The following is a 24,826-nucleotide window of genomic DNA, read 5'->3' on the forward strand; positions in this document are numbered from 1 at the left end:
TATTTCACCTGGCAATTAACTCCATTCATGGCAGTTTGTTTTATTTAAAATAGTATTCACTTACTGATAATTAACCTTTTCCTTTCTTCTGTTTTTCACGTTACCTGTTCACCTATCTTTTCTTTCAAAAACACAATTTATTTGGTTCTTAATGAATGAGGTTTTTATGAAAAAAATTGCTCAATACAATAACCTAAACAATATTTTTTTACTGACTACAATAAATATAGTATAACTAATATAATATTTGGATTTGGGGGGTATTAAAAATTGTCGTTTTTGGAACATCGGCTGAGTAAAAACTTTTCAGAGCAAACAACACTGCTTTTTTATGCAGCAGTTATTGGGCTTGGTGGTGGTTATGGGGCAGTTGGTTTTCGATGGTTAATCAATGAATTTACTTTTTTATTTTTTCAACATAACCAAACAGAACTTGCTTCTTTTCATGGAGTTAGAACGCTTTTTGTTCCAATTATAGGTGGATTAATGGTAGGGTTGCTTGTACATTTTTTTGCAAGGGAAGCTAAGGGGCACGGAGTACCGGAAGTGATGTATGCTGTAACTGAAAATAAAGGCGTGATCCGCCCGCGCATTGTTGTTTTTAAAGCTCTTGCATCTGCTATTTGTATTGGTTCTGGAGGTTCGGTAGGGAGAGAAGGCCCAATTGTTCAGATTGGAGCTGCATGGGGATCAACTTTTGGACGGATCCTGCACATAAGGGAGCATCATTTAAAAACTTTGGTCGCTTGTGGGGCAGCAGCAGGGATAGCAGCCACATTTAATGCACCTATTGGTGGAGCACTTTTTGCTTTTGAAGTTGTTTTAGGAAATTTCGCTATGGCGAATGTTAGTGCAATTGTAATCTCATCTGTGTTATCTGCTGCAATCGGACGTGTTTATTTTGGGAATATGGCTTCCTTTCCTATTCCACATTACCAAGTATCAGGAATTCCCATTTTATTTTTATTTGCTGTCCTCGGAATCATTGGTGGTTTATACGGTGCCGCCTATAGCAGGGTGCTTCTTTTTTTCGAAAACTTATGGGATAAACTAAAGACCCTTCCTGAATGGCTCAAACCAGCAATTGGCGGTATCTTTGTTGGAGCAGTTGGATATTTTTTCCCACAAGTGCTTGGAGTGGGTTATCCTTCTGTGGAAAAAGCACTAATGGCTCATATTGGTTTCAGTATGCTCCTTATTTTGCTGGTACTAAAATTGTTAATGACATCAATCACAATTGCTTCGGGTGGATCCGGGGGTGTCTTTGCACCAGGTTTGTATCAGGGTGCTATGCTTGGCGGTGCTGTTGGGATTATATTTAAAATGTTGTTTCCCCAAATGCAAATTAATGATGGTGTATTTGCAGCGGTAGGCATGAGTACAGTATTTGCTGGATCCGCACACGCCCCGATTACGGCCATGATCATGTTATTTGAAATGACGGGAAATTACCAGCTTATTTTACCTTTAATGCTTGCAAGTGTTATTGCAACAACTGTATCTACAAAGTTAAATCGAGAAAGTATTTATACGATGAAATTAGCAAAAAGAGGATTTGATATTATTCGCAAACGTAGTGCAGACATTCTCTCGTCCTTTTTAGTTGAAGAAGCCATGCACCCAGAAAAGCTTTGTTTACGAGATACAATGACATTGGATGAAGCCTATAAAAATTTTGAAAATAGTGAGGAATGGTTTGCTACCGTTCGTGATATGGAAGGAAATTTATTAGGGAGCGTTTCAAGAGCCCAGGTACTGGAGGAACTCCAACACAAACATGGAAGCTATACTATAACTGGTATTCTCCCTAAGAAAATCGGGCATGTATCTTCAAAAGCAACACTCAGTGAAGCAAGTAAGATTATGAATCAATTAGGTCTCCACTATCTACTGGTGGTTGATGATAACTTTAAACCTATAGGTGTTCTTGGGAGCTCGGATATTATTAAATGTTATAAAGAGTAAGAAATCCCCTAGAAATATTTCAAATGGTGCAATTAATTTTTATTTAAAAGCTAATTGACCTTGAATTTTTTAGGTTATTAATTTCTAAATAAGAACTTACCAAATAACTGTGCCATTTGTATTTTTCTATGGTAAAATTAATAAAAAAATTCTTATTGGGGGAGCCTGTCATAAAGGGATTATTATGTCCTTTATGGCAGGCTCTTTTTATTTTCCATAAAAAAAGAGCTTTTTAGGGAAAATATCAAAGAAAGGGGAACAAAGTGATGATTGAAATTTGGATTATTCTTCTGGCAATCGCTGTTGGAGTTGCTTTTATCGCTGAAAAAATAAATCAACCTTATCCGACTCTTCTTGTTATAGCGGGACTTATAATAGGCTTCTTCCATATTCCTGTATTAGAGGGAATTAAACACCAAGTGACAAGTGATAAAGTCTTTCAAACCGTTATTATTATGATATTTTTATCAGCATTATTAGGTGAAGCTACTCTAAAACTGCCAATCAATAGACTGAGAGAAAACAAAAGACCGATTTTATTGTTATCCCTTTTAGGAACGTTTTTGACTTTTTTATTCGTTTCAGCGCTTTCATTCTTTGCCTTGAAACTACCTCTGCAAGAGTCGATTATATTTGGAGCAGTAATGTCAGCCACGGATCCTATCTCGGTTTTAACGATTTTTAAATCAATGAAATTGAATAAAAGACTTTCTATAATTGTGGAAGGAGAAAGTTTAGGAAACGATGGGGTAGCAGTTGTGTTATTTAAGATTGCCCTTATTACCACTGCCATTACCGGCTCTGGGATTTTTTCAGCATCTATAGAATTTTTTAAGGTTGTTTTGGGAGGAATCATTGTTGGAGTTTTATTTGGCTTTTTGGCTTCCCGTATTACTCGGCATATTGACCAACATTTAATTGAGATTGGCATATCCATTGTTCTGTTTTATGGAGCTTTTGAACTTGCTGAGCACTTCCATTTCTCAGGTGTAATATCAGTCGGTACGGCAGGTTTAATTTTTGGCAGTTACGGAAAGAAGATTGGAATGTCTGAACAAACGATGCGCGAAATGGATGCCTTTTGGGAAGCTATTGCCTTTCTTGCCAATGCCCTAATATTTTTTATGGTTGGTTTAGAGGTCACTCGGATCAGTCTCGAAGGTAAATGGCCAGTTGTGATAGGAAGTATCATTGTTGTAGTCCTTTCACGAATTGTTGCAGTTATTACAAGCTTAATCTTTGATAAAACGGTTCCGCAATCATGGAAAACTGTAATTGGCTGGGGAGGGCTCAAAGGATCACTATCAATTGCACTTATTTTATCAATTTCATCCGATTTCTCCGGGAAGGACTTACTTTTAGCCATGACCTTTGCAAATGTTCTTTTTTCTTTGCTTATACAAGGAACAACCATTAAACCCCTTGTTAAAAAGTTAAAGATTTAACTAAATGAACAAATCCAAGAGGCCTTTCACAGATACTATATTACACGAAAAATTTCCTTACCTTTGAATATAGGAAGAAGAGGTCAGGTGAAATCCCTCCTTTTCGGAAGGTGTATTTAAAGTCTGGATTACCCAAAAAGAAAAGCCTTATATAAAGGCTTTTCTCACTTAAAAGTGTAATTAGGTTAATACCAGCAAGCTGCTCCAACAATGATTAAAAGAATAAACAATACGACGATTAAAACAAAACCACCGCCGTAACCGTAGCCACCGTAGCCGTAGCCACCGTAGCACATATTAAATCCCCTCCTTTCACAAACGAAGGATGAGTTTTAATTAATACCACCCGCCGAAGCCACCAAAACCTCCGTAGCCGCCGAAGCCTCCACCGACATAAGATGCTCCTACAATGATAAGTAGGATAAATAATACAACGATGAGGGCAAAACCTGCACCGTAACCTGCACCATCAGCCATGCCAAACCCCCCTTTCTCATTGTTATTACAAGCTATGTAAAAACAAGAAGGATGCAAGGGCGTTTTATACACTTTTGATTTTATAAATTAAATTTCCGCTTACTAAATCTATTAAATTAATGTTTAACCTATCGTTCAATTTTGTTACTAGAAAAACCCTCAATTTTAACACGATCATAAAAGATATAAGGGATCTTCTCTGAAATCGATCTCTATAATGAGGAGTGCACCGTTCCAGCATTTCTGTTTTGTACATAATTTGAAATTATGTTTGGTAAGATGACTCTTTACATTCCAAATAGTGCTTATGGAGATAGTTTCGCTCCAACCATTGATGTTTATAATTCTTATACGTTGGAGCACTTTGGAAAAAAAGACTCTAATAATGTGGATGTTTGTAAAACATCAATCTATCCAATCCTCTATTTTTATATATAATTCATTTCGTAACTAATTAAAATTTTGATAAGTTAAAAGGGGTTAAGTTTATGATCAACGTTTTATTTGTATGTCTGGGTAATATTTGCCGTTCACCGATGGCTGAAGCTTTATTTCGCCACTTAGTCAAAAAGGAAAATTTGATTACCAAAATTGCAGTTGATTCAGCTGCAACTAGTCCCTGGCAAATTGGCTTCCCTCCGCACGAAGGAACACTTAATATTCTATGGAAACACAAAGTTCCTTCTGACGGGCTGATTGGACGCCACCTAAACAAAGAAGACTTTTGGAAGTTCGACTATATTATCGGAATGGACCATAGCAACATAAAAATATATACAGTATAACGGGTAGACCAAATCATCTCAAGATTATTAGTTTACTCGATCTGACCAAATACAAAAAAGATGTCCCTGACCCATTTTTCACAGGTGATTTTGAAGAAACGTATCGTCTTGTTTCAGCTGGCTGCCATGCATTACTCAATAAAATTCGGCACAAACAAAACTTTGATCCTGCTAGATTCACCTTCCTCTTAAGTAAATAACAACCTAATGCATGATTTTCTGTTGGAAGTCATGCATTAGTTAACAAAATGGTTCAAATAAGCAACATTGTAAAAAGGACTTAAGTGGACACAAATCCTTGCTTGTAATGGAATAGCGCCCGATTGCTGAACTAATCTGGACCTCCGCAGCATCCCCATCTTTATCTCTTGCCACAACTGCTTTAATAAGAAATATTACATAATAAACCACATTGGGAAGTAAAAAAACGCCCTTTTATAAAATACCCCTCCCTAAATGGCGGGGGTGAAAGAAGCTAATATCCAAATGGTGATGGACAGCAAGGATTAACTGGAAATCCACACATTGTATGTGTTACAACATTCATTTACACATGATTCTGTGTTTTTTTACCTTTGAATAAGTACCATCAATTAACATTTTTTCCTAGATGTTTTCTCCATCGAATTGAGCATACTTACTTATGAGGTGAAGTTATGAAACACACATTAGAGAAAAACATATTAAGGGTTTTATTAATTTTTGGAATAATTTCATTCATAAATTTGATGAGAAAACCACCCGCAAAAGATTGGTTACTTATCTTTCTATTTAAAGGATTTATATCTACACTTTTAGATAATATAATTGTGAAAAAGGGATACATCAAATATCCAATAAATTTATTTAAATCCTTTGATATTAGCTTTATTTTTGATTATTTACTTTATCCTATAAACTGTGTTTACTATAACCAAGTTACTAAGAAATCCAATATTTTAGGTATAATTGTTAAATCATTCTATTTTACTATTCCAATGGCTGTAACAGAGTATTTCTTAGAGAAGAAAACGTCTTTAATTAAATTTAAAAACGGATGGAATTCCTTTACTAGCTTCTGGACTTCAAGTATAACTTTACTTATGTCTCGGGCTTTTATCGCTATAGTCCGAAAAGCAAATAACATTCCTGTTTCAAAAAATTAATTTTCTTTGGGTACAGGATTTTTTCATGAAAAAAGCCATTAAATTGATACAATGAATTTATATTTATTAAAAAGGGTTCATACCTTATTTCATTAACCTGCCCCTTTCGTATTATAAGTTTAGCCAGAATGCTAAATATTTCTGGTTGACCTTATTTATTTTGGTCTTATTATATCAGTAGCCAGGGTAGATCTCGACTGAAACGTATAACGGCTATCTTTCCACTTCGCCGTAAAGATCTTCTCTTTTTTTCTCTTCTTCCTTAAAAAACAAACTTTTTATTAGGAAAAATTTAGAAATATAAAAGTATTTAGGGAAGCCTATTACTCATTTATATCTAATCCAGATAAATTTAAAGAAAGTTTATCTAATACTAAAAATACACAACCAAAAACGGCTCTGTAATCGATAAAGTCCCCTTTAGCAATTTGATGAAGAGCACGAAACCAAAAATTTATTCGCCCTAACAATATTCAAATAGAAAAAGTTACTGACGAAATCTTCGAAGTTTTCCCTGAAGAAAATACGAATAGTAAATTTCATTTCAAATCCTCCTTCTACTTAATGATTTGCCAAATCTTCCTTACTCAATCTTTTTTTGAATAACTTGTGTATCAATACCTACCATGGTTGGATATTTTTGAATTTGCTCTTCATAGCATGATTGAAAGTCTTCGCGACGAAAGTTTTTATGGTAGCCCTATTTTTATTAGGTTTTATGATCATAGTAGCCAAGGTGGAACGTCTCTGCCAATGGGGACTTGATTCCGTCTACAAAACTGTTCGCCCTCTACAAAATAACTCACTTTCCCCATTAAAGGAAGTTAGCTTTAGATATTCACCTCAATATTTTTGAATCATTATATTACCAACATCAGTTTGGTCGGATATATGAAATGTTGTTCCTTTTCGAAAGGTTCAACCCATACAATGAAACTCTGAGTGTATTTAGAAAGAATTACTGATTCATGAATAATCAAGAATTTTTTTGAAAAAATAAAAAAAGAAATTGAGTCTTTAGGGGGTATAACAATGAACGTAAATGAATTAGGTTTCCTTTGGTACTTACAATCAAGTTCAAACATGATGAATTTTTTTTTAAAATATCTTAGTGAAACTTCTGAGGATACCGATTTAAGGAATATTTTAAATGAAATATATGAAATCTCTACATATCAAGAACAAGAGGCTACTCAATTATTGTCTGAGGAAGGTTATAAAGATACACCGTTCTTCAGGGAAGATGATATATATAGTTCAACAACAAAGCTATTTTCAGACCAATTAATTATAGAGATCTTAAAGCATATAACGAGTAATGGATTGCGAGCGCTTGCTGTTCAATATGTTGAATTAACAGATTATAAAGTAAAAAATTTTTATAAAAAACTACTTATTGATGTAATTCAATTAGATTTATCTTTATTAAAATTGCTTAATGATAAAGATTTATTACAAAATAATTCGTTCTCTTATAAAAAAGCAGATGAAAGGGATAGGAAACTATTCAAAGTTGCATCACCTCAGCAACGACCACTTAATGCGGTAGAATTGGCAAATATGTTCGGTGCCCTTCAATGTAACAATGTTGGAATTGCTCTTTGTACCGGTTTTTCTGAAGTCGTAGAGGATATGGACACAAAGAAATTTATACTAGAAGGGAAAAAGTTAGCATTTTATCAATCAGCCTCTTTATCCGATATCTATAGAGAAAATGGAATTCCAACTACAACTGGACTAGAGGCTCACGTTAATAAAGTAAAGGAATCACCTTTTTCAGATAAATTAATGGCAAACTTAATAATGTTCCTTAATCCAGTAAGTATAACCAATCTACAAAATGCAGTGGTATCCAGTTATAAAAAGGATCATATAGATTCTTTAAAGGAACTAATCAAGATGATTGAAAACTACTCAGAGAAAGGGCTGAAGTTATTAATAAGGAAAAATTGGTTTAATGAACCACCTGTGTCTAATTGGTCACATAAATAGAAACGATGGCAGGTGCTAATCAAGAAATAGAAACTTCTCGGCACATAGACCAGTTACACGAATTCCATAAGCGACACCCACAGCGTCATGCCCCCCAAGTGAGCAGACGTACAGCCAAGATTTCACAGATGGATTTTTCGGAAAAGTTTAAAAATCGACAAATTAATATAAAATACCCATCTCCATGATAATGTGTCTGTAATCCATCCGCCGAGTGCTGGACCGATGATGCTGGATAAGCCAAACACCGACATCATAACGCCCATCCATTTTCCCCGTTCTTGAGGTGTAAAAATGTCACCCACTGTGGCACGCGGTATACTCATCATGGCACCGGCACCAATCCCCTGAAAAGCACGCGCCCATATTAGTTCCGTCATCGTATGCCTGCCCCGATACTGCAGAGCCGATCCCAAACATGATAAGACCAAATAAATAGAATCATATTTGATAAACAATGGGATTACCTTCGCAATCCCACTGTTTAAATCACATTGAGGAAGAGTCATGTCATCTAATTTTCTGCCTCCTTACCTTTATTTGATAACATCGATTCAAAGAACAGCTAAACCTTGCGACCCAAAGTAAGGCAGGTTAGTCCACGCAGCAACCTGTAATCTTACAAGACTACCATCAGCTTGTATATTAAATACTGATACTGTACCCTGATTTCCGTTAAGTGTGTAAAAATGCCGTCCATCTTTACTCACTCCCACATCAATCGGCAGACCTGGTGCTGTACCAGGCGGTGTACTGGTAATATGTCCTGCCACCGACAGAGCCCCGTTAGCATCGATACGGTAGGTTGAAATGGTGCCGCTTGCGGTGTTGGTAGTGTATGCAAATTGTTCATCCTTCGTTGTTACAATCCAACAAGCGGTCAAATATCCGTTTGGCACAGAACCGCTAATCACATGGAGAATACCGTTGTTACTCAATGAATAGGATGAAAGCGCGTTTGTTATTGATTCTGTAACTAAGAGGATTCCAGAAGAAAGAAAACGGGCCCCCAATGGTCCTTGACCATAAGAATCAGTAACGATTGGACCTGTAACCGTACCATTTTTATTATTTACATGAAAAATACTAAGATGGTTTGATGTCAGCTCGGTGACAAGGATTTTACTACCGTCTGGAGTGAAGAGAACCTGCCCAGGCTGTGCATTGAAAGTACTTAGAGAATGGATCGAAAAGGGAATAGGAGTAAGGCGCCCGTTATCGTCTATGTGAAAACCAGAGATATTGGATGAAAAATTGTTTGCAGCATTACCCACATTGGAGACATATAGAATATTACCAAACACATCTACACTATTCGGCTGAGTACCTCCTGATGGCTTCTCATCCGCCAAAACGGGCACTCCGCTATCGTTTAAAATGAAACTACTGATGCTATTGCTCCCTGTGTTTACTGCGAGTAGAAAACGTCCATCTCGTGATAAAGTAAGTGAGCCTTGTGATGATAATGGATCGACGCCATCGTTCGCTGTTGCACCAGAGACTTCTTTTGTACCTGTACCTCTGCCATAGGTTGGATAAGAACCCGCAAATGTGAGCATTCCATTCATGTCCCTGAAAAAGGTAATGATTTGATTCATTACTTCATTATTCGTCATCATGTACACCATACCCGCACGCGAGCGAAAATAATTGCTCATTATCTGCATTTTATTACTCTCCTCCTTTCATAATTTTATATGGTTCTTTTGCTATTTAAATTCCGGAAATGTATCAGCGGCTAGCGAAACCCAAATTTCATATTATTAAAGACTTTCCTGTATTAAAAAAGAGGGGACTCGTAGTTAATTATCGACCTTATGAGTCACCATCTTTTTTATCATTTTATTTCAAATCGGTACAATGGGTTGTCAAACTAAACTGCCAGTAACTTCAAGAAGGAAAGAGCGATCCCTCTTTATTGAAGAATCGCCCCCTATAGTTTAAGTGAATTTCTTCACAGACCAGTTTTTTCATAATCAAAATGCTGGACTTTCTTTGTAGTATCGTTTTCCGTTTTTAAAGTGATACATTTGCCTGAAAGGAGGAACAAAATTCAATTGAAGTAAAAAATCAAAAAACCGACTTCACGAGTCGGTTACTTTCTTAGTTCGGTTCGGTCTGCTGCTAGAGGAGGTTGCTCAAGCCAAGCATTCTTTATCATTACATCCACACATTTTCCTCCTATACCCACATCATCAAGAATTGCTTTTGCTATTTGGGGCTCAAATCCCTTCTTGGTGAACGAGACCACCCTTGTCCATAATAGTCCATTGCGGTGGAAAATAAAAAACTAACATGAAAAAGAATTAACTTATCCGAAAATAGAGATTCAATCGTATTACTAATTTCTGAGTCCAAAGTTGGTGCTGATGGTAAATCTTCATCGTTTTATACTTCATGAAATTCAGTAATGTATTTATTTTTCACTTGTACAGCTTCTATTAAAAATTTCCGGACATTTTCGGAAGGTGCAATTTGACTGAAAGCCAATGTTACTGCTTTAGCAAAAATACTCTTTTTTAAATTAAAATAAATATCTGCAATTTCAATAGTAGATAAAGGTCTCTGGTCCCCAAACCAGCCTTCTAAAAAATGTTCGTGCTGTACAAAATCTGGTCTGTCAGGAGGAACAATCACCGATAGACGAAAATACAACCCCTTTTTTTGTAAGAGTTCTTTCGTGCGAATACAAAATCAATGGAAGCGGAATTGCATTCTGTAAAATATTGAAGTGTATCATGCCGTGAGCTGCTTGTTGTAATAGCAGCACTGTAACCTTGGGTACCATAAATACTCATAATATTTAAATAATGTAAACAATATACGTCAGAAAATAAGCGTGGTTTATTTAATGTTACATCCTGGTTTCCAAAGCCAATTGGTTGCGGGAAGCCTTCACCCTTTAAGAAATCTTTTATTTTCTCAAGCTGTTTTGTACTCGTGACATGGCATGTTCAAATAGTTCCATTATTTCCTTATCTTCTATGTGCTACTCCATATGTGTATGAAAACAGATAGACGCTGTTTCATTCATATACTGTGTCCAAAGAGGACCAATTCTGGCAGAAGTCAATTTAGGATTATATATAGCTGACAAATATATTTCACCTCGTTTTTGAAATTCTTTTTTAAATTTGTCTTACACGAATTAAATGTATTCTTTATGTTAAGAAATTCTCAATTGTTTGGATTTCTTCTATTTACAAAAATAGTTGACTAAACACTTCTTTCATTAACATGCCCCTTCAATAAGGAAAGAGCGTTTCCTATTTCTTCAAGAATAGCACCAGTCAGCACAAGAACGAGATATGAACTTGCACAAAAACCTATACTTAAAGCATAAGATATGTTGATGGTTATACAGAAGGAGGACAATCATGTATTCAAATCAATATTTTTATCATTATGTTCCACAGTATAATGATGATTATTATCGTATGCCAAATGACATTCAACTTGTAAATGATATTCAGAAAGCAATTAATGCGGAGTATAGTGCTGTTGCTTGTTATGAGAGGTTAGCCATGATGGCACCTACAAAGGATGAAAAGAACAGAATACTTGAGATACAAAAAGATGAAAAACGGCATCTCGAAGAATTTAGCAAAATTTATACAAATTTAACAGGAAGAAAGCCATACTATCAAATCACTGAGGATTGCCCAAACAAGTATAGAACAGGAATCGAATTTGCTTTTAAAGATGAACAAGAAGCTGTTGATTTTTATTTAGATATAGTCGATAAAGCAAAGGATCCAATTATTAAAGAAAGATTTCGACGTGCAGCTGCAGACGAACAAAATCACGCTATGTGGTTTTTGTTTTTTTTCAAAAAGTCTAAAGAAAACTCACACGAATAGGCAAACTCAAAATTACGGTGTGCTTCCACATTAACCTTACCTCAAATGTTGACTTATGCCCTTCAAGATGAATACTTAGCCCAAGCAAGGTATGACGATATTCTAGGAAACTTTGGATATATTCGTACATTTGTACAAATAAAAAAAAGGTGCTGAATTGAGGCATATAAATGCTTTATTACCACTTTTTCAACGTTATCAGGTCCCATTACCTGACGATGAATCGCGGTCATTCGTTACAACTCCAGAAAATATTAAAGCGGCATATGCCGCTGGGGTACAAGGAAAAATAGACAATATTTCTATGTACGAAGGATTTCTAACATTTAATATTCCTACTGATGTTCGAACCGCTTTTTCTCAGCTTCGTAATGCCTTTTTGAATCATCTTGCAGCATTTGAAAGAGGTCTTACAAGGATTTAAATGATTGATATTCTGACAAAATTTTTAAAAAGTAAAGAAGGAGACTCTCCCCTTCTGCTTATTTAACTATCCTCATAAATACAGTATCGTCGAAAAAAATGAGGTTCTATCGAACCTCATTCATCGTTTACATGTTATCAAAGATACGATTTATTTTAATCAATTTCATTATAGATTGCTGCCCAATCCACCTTTAATTGTTCTTTCAATTTCTTGTTTTCTTCTTCTAGAAGCTTATTTCTTTTTCGAAGTGATTCAATTATCACATCCTTAGAATGTTCTGTCATTTTTCGTTTTACTTGCTTTGATGTTCTAATTTTTCCTCCTGCTTTCTTAGTGTTTCAATTCTAGCCCTAATGTCGCTGTGTTTATAAAGAAATGGTTTTGGAGACTCCCGATCTTTCTGATACAGAGTTAAAATTTATCTTTTTTTGCTGGCTTAATCATTTCTTTTATTGTGTTTTCAACTTTTTGCTTTGTCATTTGAGTTTTGTCTTCAATACTTCAAAGTAAAGGTTCTGTATTCGGATTCTTATTAGCCATTATTTTTCATCTCCTTCCATATTCAGCTTCTTGATTCTCTTCTTAGTTTAGGAAGTCCATAAATCCCACCGTTCCTTAAAATACCATCTCTAATCTCTTTATATTTTTTTAACTTGGGTTCTATAATCTCAATTGATCTATTTCTCCCAGACTTTTGATAAAGCTTTATATCAGACTCCATTTTTATGATTTGTTCATTATAAAAATCTAAAAATGTTTGAACTACATGGAAACACGGCAGTTGTTTTTAATACATGGTGGCTCTAATGTCTGCTCTAGATAATCACAAATGTTTTTTGGACTTTTAATGCAAAATCCATGATCTAACCGAATAGAATCTAAGTTGTGGCGAATCCATTCAAGCTCTAATCCGTTTTCATCAGCTTATTGTTTTAGTGTAGTGGCGATTATTTTACCGCCTTTTGAAGCTTCACAGCTCCATTGTTTGAAGCCTTTTCCAATTCTTTACGAAGAGTTGTATCGTGAATTTGGGCGTACACTAGGGTCATTTCGGGGCTCGCATGAGCCAAAAGCTTTTGTACATGTAAAATATTCATTCCTTTATTGATGAGATTAACTCCAAATCGGTGCCTGAATGCGAAAAACAAAACAGTAAAAAGCCCTTTTAAAAGAGGCTGCTACAAGAAACAAGATTTAATTTTGAATCACAATATGTAGAGGAACAGAATAAGGCGTGAAACAGTACTATGTGCTCACCCTTTTTAAAGATATTTCCCGAACAGTGCCCTCTAAAGAGGGTCTTTTCAAAAGCAACAGTTTAGGACTTTTTTAATTAATACCAACAAGCTGCTCCAACGATGATTAATAGGATAAACAAGACAACAATTAAAGCAAAGGTAACCTATACAATAGATTGAAGTCATCTACATTAGACAATTCTAGCACTTAAGAAATAGAGAGAATTTGCAATTCCTTATAAAAGATCAGGATCCTGATGGATCTTGGTCCTATCCATTTGATACGGGGATTGAAACTGACTGCTATATGATCATCCTATTGCGGTTATTAGAAATTGATGATGAAGATTTTATTCAAATGCTAGTCAACAAGATTAAAAGTAAACAAGAACAAAACGGGGCTTGGAAGCTCTTCTACGATGAAGGTGACGGCAATCTGGCGCTTACCATTGAAGCCTATTATGCATTGCTTTATTCCGGCATAGAAAAAGATGCAGACAACATGAAAAAAGCGAAACAATTTATTTTGAAAAATGGCGGGATTGAAAAAGTGAACATCCTTACAAGAGTGATGCTTTCATTAACAGGACAATGTAGGTGGCCGCGATTCTTTCCGATTCCCGTTGAAATTCTTCTTATTCCAGCATGGTCTCCGATCCATTTTTTTGATTTATCCATACCAGCAAGGGCAAACATTACGCCAATTTTAATTTTAATGGATTACAAGTATAGTGTAAAAACGACCCAATCACCTGATTTATCAGATTTGTATACTTGAAAAACACGAAGCGGGAGTGCCAATAGAAGATAAGGCCGTTGTTTCTGCGGCTGAATATTTATTATCAAAGCAGCAGCCAAAAGGCGGTTGGGGATTTTCAGAAACCAATACAACCAATCCGGATGTAGATGACACACAAGCCGCCTTACGTGCAATTACCCGTTTTTCGGTTATGGATGACAAATACCGCAAAGCCTGGAATTCAGGGTTAAAATGGCTGTTTTCCATGCAACATGACAATGGTGGATGGAGCGCATTTGAAAATAATCAATCTAAATCAATCCTCACCTTATTACCAATTCAAAATATTAGTGATTCGTTTATTGATTCAATCGCTTCCGATTTAACAGGAAGAACACTTGAATTTCTTGGTAAGAACGTAGGTATGACATTTCACCATCCAAAGATAGGTGATGCGGTAAACTGGTTATTTGATAATCAAGAAGAGAACGGTTCATGGTATGGCAGATGGGGTATTTCTTACATTTACGGAACGTGGGCCGCTGTAACGGGATTAAGAGCTGTCGGAATTTCAGGTGATCATCCATCCATTCAAAAGGCTGTTAAATGGCTAATAAGCATTCAAAACCCAGACGGCGGCTGGGGGGAGTCGTGTCATAGCGATCGATTTAAAACATATTACCCACTTGCCTATTCTACCCTGGTACAAACAGCTTGGGCGGTTGATAGTTTGGTATCGGTTTATGACCAGCCCGTGGCTGAGATAGAAAAAGGGATTGAATATTTATTAATAGAAATACCTTATCAGATAAAAGTTTTTCTTATCCTACCGGTGCGGGGTTGCCAGGCCACTTTTATATTTATTATCACAGTTACGTTCATATTTGGCCACTGTTGTCATTAGGATTATCGAAATAAATACCTTTAAAGGATTTAAATTCAATTCCTTATCCTACTGGAAATTGTAAAACTGGTTACTGATATGACATTTGTGTTTCTCAGAGCGGCAGCTTGCAGCCGACTTCCATAGGGTATGAGAGTAACCCCTGCATACCATTGCCTTAATCTACTGTTAATAATGCCTTTACTGTTGGGGACCTATGTCAGAAGCATGCACCCACGCTGGACACACCATGTTAAGGACGTTCCAGCTAAAGCTAAGTGGAACGTTCTTTTGGGATGGTTAACTACCCCTTCTACCTTGCTGTATTCCAAGAAGGTTTCCTGTTTGTCTAAACTTTCCAGCCACCTGTAGCTATTTCTTCCGTAGCAAAATAAACACTTTAGTAAACACTCTTCCTAATCTTCCCTAATTACTATACTAAAGGGGCATACTGACGCGAACCCTGGCCTTGAAATAAATAAACCACGTCCCTCGATTTCATAGACGTGGTTAACATCTCACTTAATTCAAAATTCCCTGATATGGTTCAACATTCTGTACCGCTCCCTGCGCTCTGCTGGATCAATTCCACAGGTCATTATCCAGCTCGCGGCATTGTCCCTTTGCTCGGGCGATACTGCCACTCCCAGGCAACTGGATAAATTATCGACTAAACCATATGCCCCTTCCGGTCTGCATAAATCCTCGAAACGACAATTGCATAGAATGCCGCACACCCGTCTAAAAGTAGCGGGATTGGCGATTTTTTTTCGGAAAATTCGCATTAAATATGGATCTATATATGCCACCATTCTCTCCCCTCTCTTATATTGCAATAAGAATATTATTCGATGTATATATTTTTAGATGTTTAGCTTATCCTATTCGATTGAATAAATAGCGGGACCGGCTAATATAATAGTTTTTGAATTAATAGGCGGACATGAAGTCATCAAAATTCCATAAGTTTAACTTGTATTACGAAAAAGGATGAAACCATTATCGATTTCATCCTTTTTTATGAATTCCATTATGTGACAACTAAAATGATTAGTTTTTTGATATTACGATTGTGTGCACTTGAACGAACAATAGCTGTAATTCAAGATGGGATGCCTTGGCGATCCCTTTTTTCTTTACTAACGATCACTTTTTAGGAATGATTGCTAGTTCGGATATGTGAACTAATTCGAGGTTACTCGTTGCTTACTTCTTGTATTTCGCCAAAATCACTGCGGAACCTATAATTGATGATGTACTCTTTTCAATTATACAAACGTGTTCTCCGACCAAACTCCTAACAAAAGAGGAGTTACTTTACTAAAAAATTCATTAATGCATGATCAAAAAGATTTAATCAAGTTGAGTGAATAGGGTTTAGTCTATTGAACTATCCCCACTTTACACTTCGATAAGAAGTGGGATATTCTCGCTTGGAAATGATATAGTAAGCAGATAATACAATCAAGTTTTATCCCAATAACATAATATATTAGAAACCTGTTGAGGACAGGAGGGTTTCTGATGTTTTGTTATTCAGGATACAGATATTGAGGACCTAGTTGTCACGGGCCGGGTGCCCCTGTAAATGAATTGGATGCTATATGTTTGGAACATGATAATTGTTATCGAATGTCTGGAAATAGAAGAATGTGCGATCAAATGTTTATAATATAGAACGAGACCGCTTATCAATCAACCTGGTAAAATGGGAAGAGATGTAGCAATTATGAGTGCTCTGATATAATTTAAGTTAATGTTTTAAAATGGGGCCAAGCACCTTATAAAAAAGAACGGATCCATCCATAAAACTAAGAGACAAAATGATGACTCTAATCACTGTATATATACCAATAAATTTTTAAAATAATTATTTATATCAAGACAATAGAATTGTGACATCAGGTGAAACCTCAATAATTGTCGGCTGCTATTAACATTTTTCCTCTGAAGAAATTGGTGTATTCGCTTCAAAATTGTATGTATAGTATGTTGAAAATACGGGATTAAACAGTCTGGAAAGATTGAAATGCTCTTGTTACACATCAAGAATCTTAATCGACATATAGGGATTTTCCTTGTTATCTCATCGTTTAACCCAAATCTCCAGTAGTAGCCATTTCTATGAATATTCCCAGGTCCAATGCAATTACAATTAGGGCCCTTATCAAATGGCAAAAACGGCTCTTACAAGTAAAGCAAACAAAAATAGGCTTAGGATTCCCTTCGCATCTTAAACATTCATATCGTGCATATCCTAAATCACTGGTACGGCACCTAATAGCTTTTTCTACTGTTTCCTTTATGTCTTCACGATATGATTCAGGAAAACGGTCAGATTGCATTCTCCAAAAACCGTCGAAATGATCCTTCAATATTTGTTTGATAACGCCACTTTTAACTTTACTCATATGAAAAACCTCACCGATAATATACGAACATTGTATCGAACATTTATCCACAAGTCTAGAAATTAATAATTTCCTAAACGATGAAAAAGCCGTAATTCGATTAAAAAAATTCAGAATTTACGGCTATTTGTGATGCGTATCGTCTCTACGCTAAGATAGAAAAATAATTAATTTATTTACATGCCGATAAACATATTCCTGCTGAAAGGCCCCCAATTTTCATCATTATAACCTGTCCTTCCATCTAAATTAACAAAACAAGGGAGTACAATATGCATGAGACCAGTAATAGCATTTACCTTAAATGTCATAACGAATCTCATCTTCGAATTGTCGAAAGGTGTGATTATTCCTGCATCAGGACGTATGGTGTTCGATTCAATTAGGCGATAGTCCATACCCTCAGTCGAAATGCCAGCCGTAATGGGATGCTCTATATTACTTCTAATCCAATAATTTGAAATATTAGTTGCAGATGCCAAATCAGTAGGACGGTCATATTGAATGAAAATTTGATTTGGAGCGATTTGTTTAGCTTCGAGAAGCATCGGAAAGGGCAGCTTTTGTCTGTTGGTGTAATTAGAAATCATTATCTTTACCTCCTAAAAAATAATGAAGTGAACAAATGACTATTTATTGTATGATATTTAACCTGGTTAAGTCACAACAATTCTCCATTTCATTCCAGAGCAATCCTGCCGATTTAATCTAGTAATGATAATGAAAAAGGACTGCTACCGAAACAGTCCATTTGTTGTGAAAGTAAAGCACCCTCCACAATCCCGCTGGTAATTAATTTTTTCTCATAAAAACCAGTATGTCCGCAACCTTTTTTTTAATAATCCCCCTCTATTTTCCATCCTGACTAATATAATGAACCAATAGAATCAAAGAACAGCTCAGCTAAGCCCTGTGAACAAAGATAAGGTAAGTTAGTCCAAGCAGCAACCTGTAATCTAACCAAACTACCATCTTCTTGGATATTAAATACTGACACTGTACCCTGGTTTCCGTTTAGGGTGTAAAAATGCCGTCCATCTTTACTTACTCCAACATCCATGGGAAAACCCGGTGCTGTACCTGGAGGTGTACTGGTAATATGCCTTACCACCGAAAGTGCCCCATTAGGATTGATTCGGTAGGTGGAGATCGTTCCGCTTAAAGAGTTGATGGTGTATGCAAAACGTTCATCCCTCCAAGCAGTTATATATCCGTTTGGTACAGAGAACAGCTAATCAAATGAAGAATACCGCCGTTGCTTAATGAGTAAGATGACAGAGCATTTGACATGGCTTCTGTAACTAAGAGGATTCCGGAGGATAGAAATTCGCCGTTTTTGGCTTTTGTCAAAAAATCCACTACTGCATTATCTACACGTTTCATAGCAGATGTAATAATGGAGTCCCGCTGTTTGACGTTAACGGTTACTTTTCCGATGCCTGTTGCAGCCTGATCCGTGTCTTTTAAAAAAATATGATTCTAGAGTTGATTATCGTGATTTCTGGGATATGTAAAAACAGTCAATATAACGATCTACTGCTTTTTTAGTATTTGGAGGAAACACAATCCTCATAACGTTTTTTTGTTTTTATAAGTCAAAAGTTAAGATGATGTACATTAAGATTCATTTTATTCAGGACGAAGATGAAAATATGTTAACATCTAACGCATATATATTAAAATGAGTGTCAATTTTTACTATCTTTTTAAAGTAAAAGACGATTTGTATTGTTTAAGGGATGTGAACATATGGATATAGAAAAATTAAAACAATGGATGGAGATCGCCCAAAATATGCAGGGGGGAGAATTTTGGAATAATATCTTTGATCAAGATTTTGCCAGGCAAATGCTTGATGAACAGCCATTTAAAACATCTTCGTCCTCATCTAAAAGTCAGGATTCGAATGAAAAACAAACTCCAAATTCCAAATTTCCAATAATCGAGTTGTTAGAGGGCGATAACGAAGTAAATATCATCATTGAACTCCCGGGTTTAAAAAGAGAAGAGATTGAATTAGGGCTTGCTGGGGATATTCTAACAGTGAAAGGTATAAATAACCCCATTTATCCCCATTTAAAAAGAACTTATTCGGAGAGATTTACTGGACAATTCCAAAGGCAAATTAAATTGCCAGACACGATAAGTCCTAATCAATTAAGCGCAAGGTATTGGAATGGCCTCTTGATTGTCAGCTATACACGTGCCTATTCAAAAGTAGAAGTTATTCCAATCGATAATGAATAGGTAGTCTGCATTTCATTATGTTTTGCAAGTCTGTCTATTATTGGAAAATTTGGAAATAAACAAGTAGTGGGTTGATATCGTCTATGAGCAATTACTCCAAAGATATTTCGGTCAGATAACCCCTTACAAATCTGGCTTGTGAGGTATCCTGAATCAAGTGCTACAGCCTCAACATTAAATCCAAATCGTTGGACCTGCTAGTCCAACCGATTCAGGTAAGGAACTGAATAGTGAATATTTCCAGGAGTAACAAATACATCAGTAATAATGTTAAATTTTATATCAGTAGTCCGGTGGTCAAGATAACAGAACATTTCCTGCTTGTTTTCACGGGACATAAATCCACATTCGGGATCAGTCGTACTTACCCGAATTTCTTTAGTTCCCTTCACTTTTTCTCGTTCCTTTAGCGGCTTTTTTCCGTGCATCATTCTGTCCTCTTCTACCGCTTTGTTTAAATCATCAAAGTATTCATGAGTTTCTACTTCTATCTTTTCTCTTGTGAACTTGTGTTTATTAGCATTTGCCTTTAAATGCGTTGAATCAGAAAATAAAACTCGTCCACCCACCATTTTGTGGTTCATTGCTTGAAGAACTATTTCTCCTGAAATATATTCGTATCTTTAAAACGATTCTGGAGATTCCAACTAATGGTGGAATGATGAGGAATGGGATCATGGAATTTTAAACCTAAAAACCATCGATAGGCAATATTCATTTATATTTCTCTTACTAATTGCCTCTCAGAGCGAATACCGTACATATAACCAATGAGTATCCACCGCCAATATGTAAAAATAAAAAGGCAAGTATCTTATGCGATAACTTGCCTTTACTTTGTCAAAAGAATAATAGATCAAACAACACTGGGTATCCTAAAAATGGTCTTGGGAGTCCCCAAAGTCCATAGCCATACCCCTCATTAGAATTACCGATAAGCTCCTCAATTTGTATCCCTTCTTTAGTCACTTTCTCAACTCTTCCAATATGCCATTCTCCATCTTCATTTCGGAATCGAACTATTTTTCCTTCGAAATGGCGCGCTCTTTCATAATTAAAAATCACAAAAATCCCTCCCCTCTTATAAGACATACTATAGCTTATGTGAGAGGCACTTTTTCGTATAGGTAGATTCACTCTAACTTGTCCATTTTAGTATAAATTTGTATTTAAATAATAATTTTTTGAATAGGGAAACGAAACCCGCATCAGTAAAAGATTTACGGTATTCGTCCACCATATTTTTAAGATCGTCTGGGAATTTATTGTTATCCAATCAATGAACAACAAGATTTTGAATCCTTAAACAAGCTGAAGTGCAGCCGGTATAATATTCTGCTTCTGATGAATTAAAGGCATTTTTCCTGAAACATAGCAAAAAGCTCTGTCCGTTTTGCGTGCTAGTAAAGAATTATTTCTTTATAGAACATATGGATATATTTTTATATAAATGTCTATATTTTTAGGAACGGTGCTTATGTGGAAGAATAACATCTATTAAAACAAAGTCATTTGCTACTTAGTACGACGCTAATATTCACAAATTAGAGTAATAGAAAAGTAGGGTGAATTATTTGAATTTCCCTCCGTTTTTTATTGTGAATTTGCTTGCGAATTACCGTCTTTCACTTCAAATCGGAACCCGTAAACCATATTCTACTTTTTTTATAATAGTGTGTTTTTTTATCCAGTTTTCAACCAGTTTAATAACCTCTTAAACTACGTTTCCATATATGCACCTCATAATGCCCCATACTCTTCTTTGAAATACAATTTGTTCGGATCGCTCACTAGCGGATCCGTTGGTTTTTATAAGGTGCTTGGCAACATTTTAAAACATTAACTTAAATTGTATCAGTGAACTCATAATTGCTGCATCTCTTCCTATTTTACCAGGCTGATTGATAAGCGGTCTCGTTCTATTTATAAACATTTGATCGCACATTTTTCTATTTCCAGACATTCGGTAACAATTATCATGTTCCAAGCAAATAGCATCCAATACATTTACAGGGGCACCCGGCCCGTGACAACCAGGTCCTCAATATCTGTATCCCGGATAACAAAACATCAGAAACCCCCCTGTCCTCATAAGGTTTCTAATATATTATGTTATTGGGATAAAACTTGATTGTATTAGCTGCTTACTTTATTTTTTCCAAAGCGAGAAAAAATTTATAACAGAAATGTATCTATCTTAATTGATGATAAACCAGCCTCGATTTCACTATATCAATTGATAATTGAGTAAACTCCCAAAGATCGCCCTCCCTTCCTCTCTATGGCTTTAAATCCACTTGAAATGATTAAATCATCATTTGCTTATTTACTTAGGAGAGGAAAAATAACCATTATTGGCTACATCAATAAAATATAAAAATACAAGGCTGCCTTAGTCACTAAAAGGCAACCCTAAAATTAAAATTATAAATTCCTTTTGTTTTTGTGAATATTTGGAAGTTTTTGTCACATCTATTCAAATTATCCAAAAATTAATACATAATATTACTTTTGTACAAGTTAAATATGCACAACCAAATGACCAAGGGAGTTATGATGATGTGTTGAGGACGATGAATTAAAACAAAGGATCAATCAAATGAGAAAAATTTGATTCTAATTGCCAAAGAAACTGGATTAAACAGCGACGATACCCTCCGTTACAGTCAGAAATTAGACCAGCTCATCACGATGTTTCAAACAAAAAGAAAAACAAACCATATACAGAGTTTAATGAAAATCCCTGTAAAGTCACAAGATCAAATATGAGGAGATCGAGCGAATCATTGTTTATTTCTTTACATTAGAAATTTCCACCAAATATTTTCCCTATTTTTTGAAAGGCAGCTTACTTTTGACTTTTTCAACAATTGGTGATAGGCCCTTAAATAATGGTTTATACTGTTTCCATGTGATATAAGCCATATCGATGGTTTCCATTACTTGTTTAAAATCAATCTGATTTTGATTGTGGTTTTGCTGTGGCACCGAAACGAGATCTTGTTGTCTTGGGTTCATTCTTCTGTTACCAAAGAGCCAATCATCCATAGAATTATTTCCGCTTAAAAACGGTTGTGGGTTTTGTCTTCGAGATTCCTTTATTACTCCGTCTTTACCAGACTCGTAACTCATACCATTTTTATGAACGGCTTGGTCATCAGTTTTTTTTGAAAGCTCTTTCTGATGCTTAGATAACTCCTCCAAATTCACCTCTCCCTTCTTCCTTTACCGAATTAATCTCTTATATAATGTATGATGGCGAATGAGTGAGGGTGTGGACAAGAAGAGGGCTTTTTTTGTAAACCTAAAAAGGTTACGAGTTTGTGAGTTATTGTAGATAACAGAAGAATAAGGGTAAGGATATAATGGGTAAAATGTTATCATTGCTGAAAGAAGTGTTGTTCATTACTTATCTTTTGGTCTATTTGGTATGTCAACACTAAACTAGACAACTTTTAAGGTGTTCTTTTTTATATTCAATAGGACTTAAATACCCAAGTGTTCCGTGAATTCTTAGATAATTAAACCAATGAACGTAATCATCAAGTTCCAACTTCAACTGTTCCAAGCTCTCAAAATATTTACCTTTTACGAACTCCGTTTTGATAATTTTAAAAGTTGCTTCTGCTACCGCGTTGTCATATGGGCATCCCTTCATACTTAACGAACGTTTTATGTTAAATGTATCTAGAGCTTCATCAATTGTCTTGTTCTTAAATTCATTGCCTCTATCTGTGTGGAATAATTGAATTTGCCGCAAATCTGCTTTCACTGTTGATAATGCTTGATAAACTAATGGGGCATCTTTGTTTGGACCTGCACTGTGACCAATAATTTCTCGATTATAAAGATCGACAAATAAACAGATGTAATGCCAACTTTTCTCAACTCTAACGTATGTTAAGTCGCTGACTACAACTGTTAATTCTTTTTGTTGATCAAATTCCCTTTTCAATACATTTTCAACTTTTGATTCATTGCATTTATCTACATGTGGCTTAAACTGGGCAACTGTATAGTTTGATACTAACCCGTTTTCTTTCATGATTTTACCAATTCTTCGCCGTGAGGCGATGATGCCGAGCTTCTTTAATTCATATTTAATTTTACGTGTTCCATAGTTTTGCCGGCTTTTCCTGAAGATCTCCAGGATAGCTGCTGTCAGTTCATCTGCTGTATTAACTTGCTCTTTTGCTTCGTAGTAATAGGTACTTCTTGAAAGTTGTAGGACATCGCACATTGCTGATATCGAGTATTTGTGTCGATTATTTTTGATCACATTTACTTTTGTCCTAGTATCAGCGCAGCTTGCTTTAAAATATTATTCTCCATTAACAATCTCTGGTTTTCTTTACGAAGTTTGATTAACTCTGTTTCTTCTGGAGTTCTATTGTCTTTCTCCTTGAATGACCCGGATGTTTGGCACTGTTTTATCCACTTATCCAACGCCGAAGGCGTCAAATCATATTCGCTAATAATATCTTTTCTAGGCTTTCCATTTTCATAAAGCTTGACCATTTGAGCCTTAAATTCTGTAGTGAATGTTCGTCTTTCTCTCATTTTAAGTCTCTCCTTAACTAGGTAATGTTGAAGTAGACCACCAAAAGAGTGGGTTTGTGACGAAACTTGACATGGAGCCTCCGCGGGCATGCTTTTGAGCCAGCAAGCCAGCTGTTTTATAAACACCTGGCTTGCCGAAAAGGCTAGCATGCCCGCCACTCCATATAAAGTTTCTAGTACCGTCCACTTATGCTTATAAGCAGTATATCCAAGTTTGGCGTTTGGTCTACTACACCTTAATTTTATTGTCCAGTTAAGTGTAGCCGATTCAATTTCATCTTCAATAAGACTACGAGTTCAATATTTATGTTAATGTTGGCGGGGGGTCAGGAAAATGCGGATTTACAACGTTAAGCAATTTTAAGAAGTAAAAATGCTTAACTTAACAACTATAAGGGATTTTTTGAGACATGTATATGAGATATTTGGAACCCTTTAACCACTGTTATATACGTCATTCTCAATAGAGTAAAACCCTATTGATACAAACCGCATAAACCTTGATATATCCGTATTTGTTCCCTTACCGTTGTAAATTGTCAAAATCCTGACGCTACCCCAAATAGTATGAACAGCGTTCTTTATGGATGCTGTTCATCTTTTGTATTCCTCAACGAGGGTTCTGAGGTTAAATCAAGAGGTACCTTATACC

19 protein-coding genes and 9 pseudogenes are annotated in these 24,826 nt (G+C 35.7%); 11 read left to right on the plus strand and 17 right to left on the minus strand.

Going from position 1 to position 24,826, the window contains the following annotated elements; genetic code table 11:
- Positions 1-270 precede the first annotated feature (270 nt).
- Both JN080_RS23710 and JN080_RS23715 read left to right on the plus strand, forming a co-directional pair.
- Positions 271-1,965, plus strand: a complete 1,695-nt coding sequence (locus JN080_RS23710; RefSeq protein WP_256238458.1) for a chloride channel protein — start codon at positions 271-273, stop codon at positions 1,963-1,965.
- Between the two features lie 266 nt (positions 1,966-2,231).
- Positions 2,232-3,410: a cation:proton antiporter gene (locus JN080_RS23715; protein ID WP_256238459.1), complete on the plus strand. Its 1,179-nt coding sequence runs from the start codon at positions 2,232-2,234 to the stop codon at positions 3,408-3,410.
- A 185-nt stretch (positions 3,411-3,595) separates the two neighbouring features.
- Here the strand turns inward: JN080_RS23715 and JN080_RS23720 are convergent, their stop codons facing one another.
- Together JN080_RS23720 and JN080_RS29530 are read right to left on the minus strand one after the other, a co-directional pair.
- Complete coding sequence (locus tag JN080_RS23720; protein ID WP_256238460.1) at positions 3,596-3,706, minus strand: YjcZ family sporulation protein; 111 nt, start codon at positions 3,704-3,706, stop codon at positions 3,596-3,598.
- A gap of 88 nt (positions 3,707-3,794) precedes the next feature.
- Positions 3,795-3,887 (minus strand): annotated as a pseudogene (locus JN080_RS29530) (YjcZ family sporulation protein); the annotation flags it as partial.
- A 488-nt stretch (positions 3,888-4,375) separates the two neighbouring features.
- Between JN080_RS29530 and JN080_RS23730 the strand changes: the two are divergent.
- The 3 genes and pseudogenes from JN080_RS23730 (at position 4,376) to JN080_RS23740 (ending at position 7,809) form a co-directional block, all read left to right on the plus strand.
- Positions 4,376-4,872 (plus strand): annotated as a pseudogene (locus tag JN080_RS23730) (low molecular weight protein-tyrosine-phosphatase).
- A gap of 456 nt (positions 4,873-5,328) precedes the next feature.
- Entirely contained in the window at positions 5,329-5,817 is a 489-nt protein-coding gene (locus tag JN080_RS23735) for a CBO0543 family protein (RefSeq protein WP_256238461.1), read from the plus strand.
- Positions 5,818-6,849: 1,032 nt separating this feature from the next.
- Positions 6,850-7,809, plus strand: a complete 960-nt coding sequence (locus JN080_RS23740; RefSeq protein WP_256238462.1) for a DUF3231 family protein — start codon at positions 6,850-6,852, stop codon at positions 7,807-7,809.
- 122 nt (positions 7,810-7,931) lie between these two features.
- Here the strand turns inward: JN080_RS23740 and JN080_RS23745 are convergent, their stop codons facing one another.
- The 4 genes and pseudogenes from JN080_RS23745 to JN080_RS30000 form a co-directional block, all read right to left on the minus strand.
- Positions 7,932-8,189 carry an MFS transporter gene (locus tag JN080_RS23745; protein WP_256238463.1) on the minus strand — a complete coding sequence of 86 codons (258 nt, stop codon included), beginning with the start codon at positions 8,187-8,189 and terminating at the stop codon, positions 7,932-7,934.
- Between the two features lie 174 nt (positions 8,190-8,363).
- A complete protein-coding gene (locus JN080_RS23750) occupies positions 8,364-9,476 on the minus strand; it encodes a lactonase family protein (protein ID WP_256238464.1) in 1,113 nt (370 codons plus the stop codon).
- A 544-nt stretch (positions 9,477-10,020) separates the two neighbouring features.
- Positions 10,021-10,446 (minus strand): annotated as a pseudogene (locus JN080_RS23755) (DUF3231 family protein).
- Positions 10,443-10,736 (minus strand): annotated as a pseudogene (locus JN080_RS30000) (DUF3231 family protein); the annotation flags it as partial. The pseudogenes JN080_RS30000 and JN080_RS23755, both read right to left, overlap by 4 nt.
- A gap of 450 nt (positions 10,737-11,186) precedes the next feature.
- Here JN080_RS30000 and JN080_RS23760 point away from each other — a divergent pair.
- Both JN080_RS23760 and JN080_RS23765 read left to right on the plus strand, forming a co-directional pair.
- Complete coding sequence (locus tag JN080_RS23760) at positions 11,187-11,669, plus strand: ferritin-like domain-containing protein (RefSeq protein WP_256238465.1); 483 nt, start codon at positions 11,187-11,189, stop codon at positions 11,667-11,669.
- Between the two features lie 157 nt (positions 11,670-11,826).
- On the plus strand, positions 11,827-12,093 hold the full coding sequence (locus JN080_RS23765; protein WP_256238466.1) for a ferritin family protein: 267 nt from the start codon (positions 11,827-11,829) through the stop codon (positions 12,091-12,093).
- A 155-nt stretch (positions 12,094-12,248) separates the two neighbouring features.
- Here JN080_RS23765 and JN080_RS23770 read toward each other — a convergent pair whose 3' ends face one another.
- The 3 genes and pseudogenes from JN080_RS23770 to JN080_RS23775 form a co-directional block, all read right to left on the minus strand.
- Positions 12,249-12,380: a hypothetical protein gene (locus tag JN080_RS23770; protein ID WP_256238467.1), complete on the minus strand. Its 132-nt coding sequence runs from the start codon at positions 12,378-12,380 to the stop codon at positions 12,249-12,251.
- A 278-nt stretch (positions 12,381-12,658) separates the two neighbouring features.
- Positions 12,659-13,235: pseudogene (locus tag JN080_RS30005) on the minus strand (tyrosine-type recombinase/integrase); the annotation flags it as partial.
- 194 nt (positions 13,236-13,429) lie between these two features.
- Positions 13,430-13,495: pseudogene (locus tag JN080_RS23775) on the minus strand (YjcZ family sporulation protein); the annotation flags it as partial.
- 65 nt (positions 13,496-13,560) lie between these two features.
- On the opposite strand from JN080_RS23775, the gene JN080_RS29715 reads away from it, so the two are divergent.
- Both JN080_RS29715 and JN080_RS29720 read left to right on the plus strand, forming a co-directional pair.
- A complete protein-coding gene (locus tag JN080_RS29715; protein ID WP_309144712.1) occupies positions 13,561-14,112 on the plus strand; it encodes a hypothetical protein in 552 nt (183 codons plus the stop codon).
- Between the two features lie 16 nt (positions 14,113-14,128).
- Positions 14,129-14,977, plus strand: coding sequence for a prenyltransferase/squalene oxidase repeat-containing protein (locus JN080_RS29720; RefSeq protein ID WP_309144713.1), 849 nt, complete (start codon positions 14,129-14,131; stop codon positions 14,975-14,977).
- Between the two features lie 506 nt (positions 14,978-15,483).
- Here JN080_RS29720 and JN080_RS23785 read toward each other — a convergent pair.
- The 4 genes and pseudogenes from JN080_RS23785 to JN080_RS23800 all read right to left on the minus strand — a co-directional run.
- A complete protein-coding gene (locus JN080_RS23785; protein ID WP_256238468.1) occupies positions 15,484-15,768 on the minus strand; it encodes a hypothetical protein in 285 nt (94 codons plus the stop codon).
- Positions 15,769-17,127: 1,359 nt separating this feature from the next.
- Positions 17,128-17,367: pseudogene (locus JN080_RS23790) on the minus strand (transposase zinc-binding domain-containing protein); the annotation flags it as partial.
- 176 nt (positions 17,368-17,543) lie between these two features.
- Positions 17,544-17,957 (minus strand): hypothetical protein, encoded by a 414-nt coding sequence (locus JN080_RS23795; RefSeq protein ID WP_256238470.1) that lies wholly within the window; start codon positions 17,955-17,957, stop codon positions 17,544-17,546.
- Between the two features lie 275 nt (positions 17,958-18,232).
- Positions 18,233-18,693 (minus strand): annotated as a pseudogene (locus JN080_RS23800) (beta-propeller fold lactonase family protein); the annotation flags it as partial.
- Positions 18,694-19,116: 423 nt separating this feature from the next.
- Between JN080_RS23800 and JN080_RS23805 the strand changes: the two are divergent.
- Positions 19,117-19,614, plus strand: coding sequence for an Hsp20/alpha crystallin family protein (locus JN080_RS23805; RefSeq protein WP_256238471.1), 498 nt, complete (start codon positions 19,117-19,119; stop codon positions 19,612-19,614).
- A 44-nt stretch (positions 19,615-19,658) separates the two neighbouring features.
- Here the strand turns inward: JN080_RS23805 and JN080_RS23810 are convergent.
- Positions 19,659-20,383 (minus strand): annotated as a pseudogene (locus JN080_RS23810) (transposase); the annotation flags it as partial.
- A 71-nt stretch (positions 20,384-20,454) separates the two neighbouring features.
- Positions 20,455-20,679 carry a hypothetical protein gene (locus JN080_RS23815; RefSeq protein WP_256238472.1) on the minus strand — a complete coding sequence of 75 codons (225 nt, stop codon included), beginning with the start codon at positions 20,677-20,679 and terminating at the stop codon, positions 20,455-20,457.
- Positions 20,680-22,224: 1,545 nt separating this feature from the next.
- On the opposite strand from JN080_RS23815, the gene JN080_RS23820 reads away from it, so the two are divergent.
- Positions 22,225-22,383, plus strand: a complete 159-nt coding sequence (locus JN080_RS23820) for an aspartyl-phosphate phosphatase Spo0E family protein (protein ID WP_256238473.1) — start codon at positions 22,225-22,227, stop codon at positions 22,381-22,383.
- A gap of 60 nt (positions 22,384-22,443) precedes the next feature.
- On the opposite strand, the gene JN080_RS23825 is transcribed toward JN080_RS23820, so the two are convergent.
- Complete coding sequence (locus tag JN080_RS23825) at positions 22,444-22,818, minus strand: hypothetical protein (RefSeq protein WP_256238474.1); 375 nt, start codon at positions 22,816-22,818, stop codon at positions 22,444-22,446.
- A gap of 235 nt (positions 22,819-23,053) precedes the next feature.
- A protein-coding gene (locus tag JN080_RS23830) for an IS3 family transposase (RefSeq protein ID WP_256238475.1) occupies positions 23,054-24,174 on the minus strand; the annotation gives its coding sequence in 2 pieces (ribosomal slippage) (positions 23,054-23,931 and positions 23,931-24,174; 1,122 coding nt in all).
- Positions 24,175-24,826 lie beyond the last annotated feature (652 nt).

This window comes from Bacillus sp. EB600 (assembly GCF_024494385.1).
GTDB lineage: Bacteria > Bacillota > Bacilli > Bacillales > Cytobacillaceae > JAEVLT01.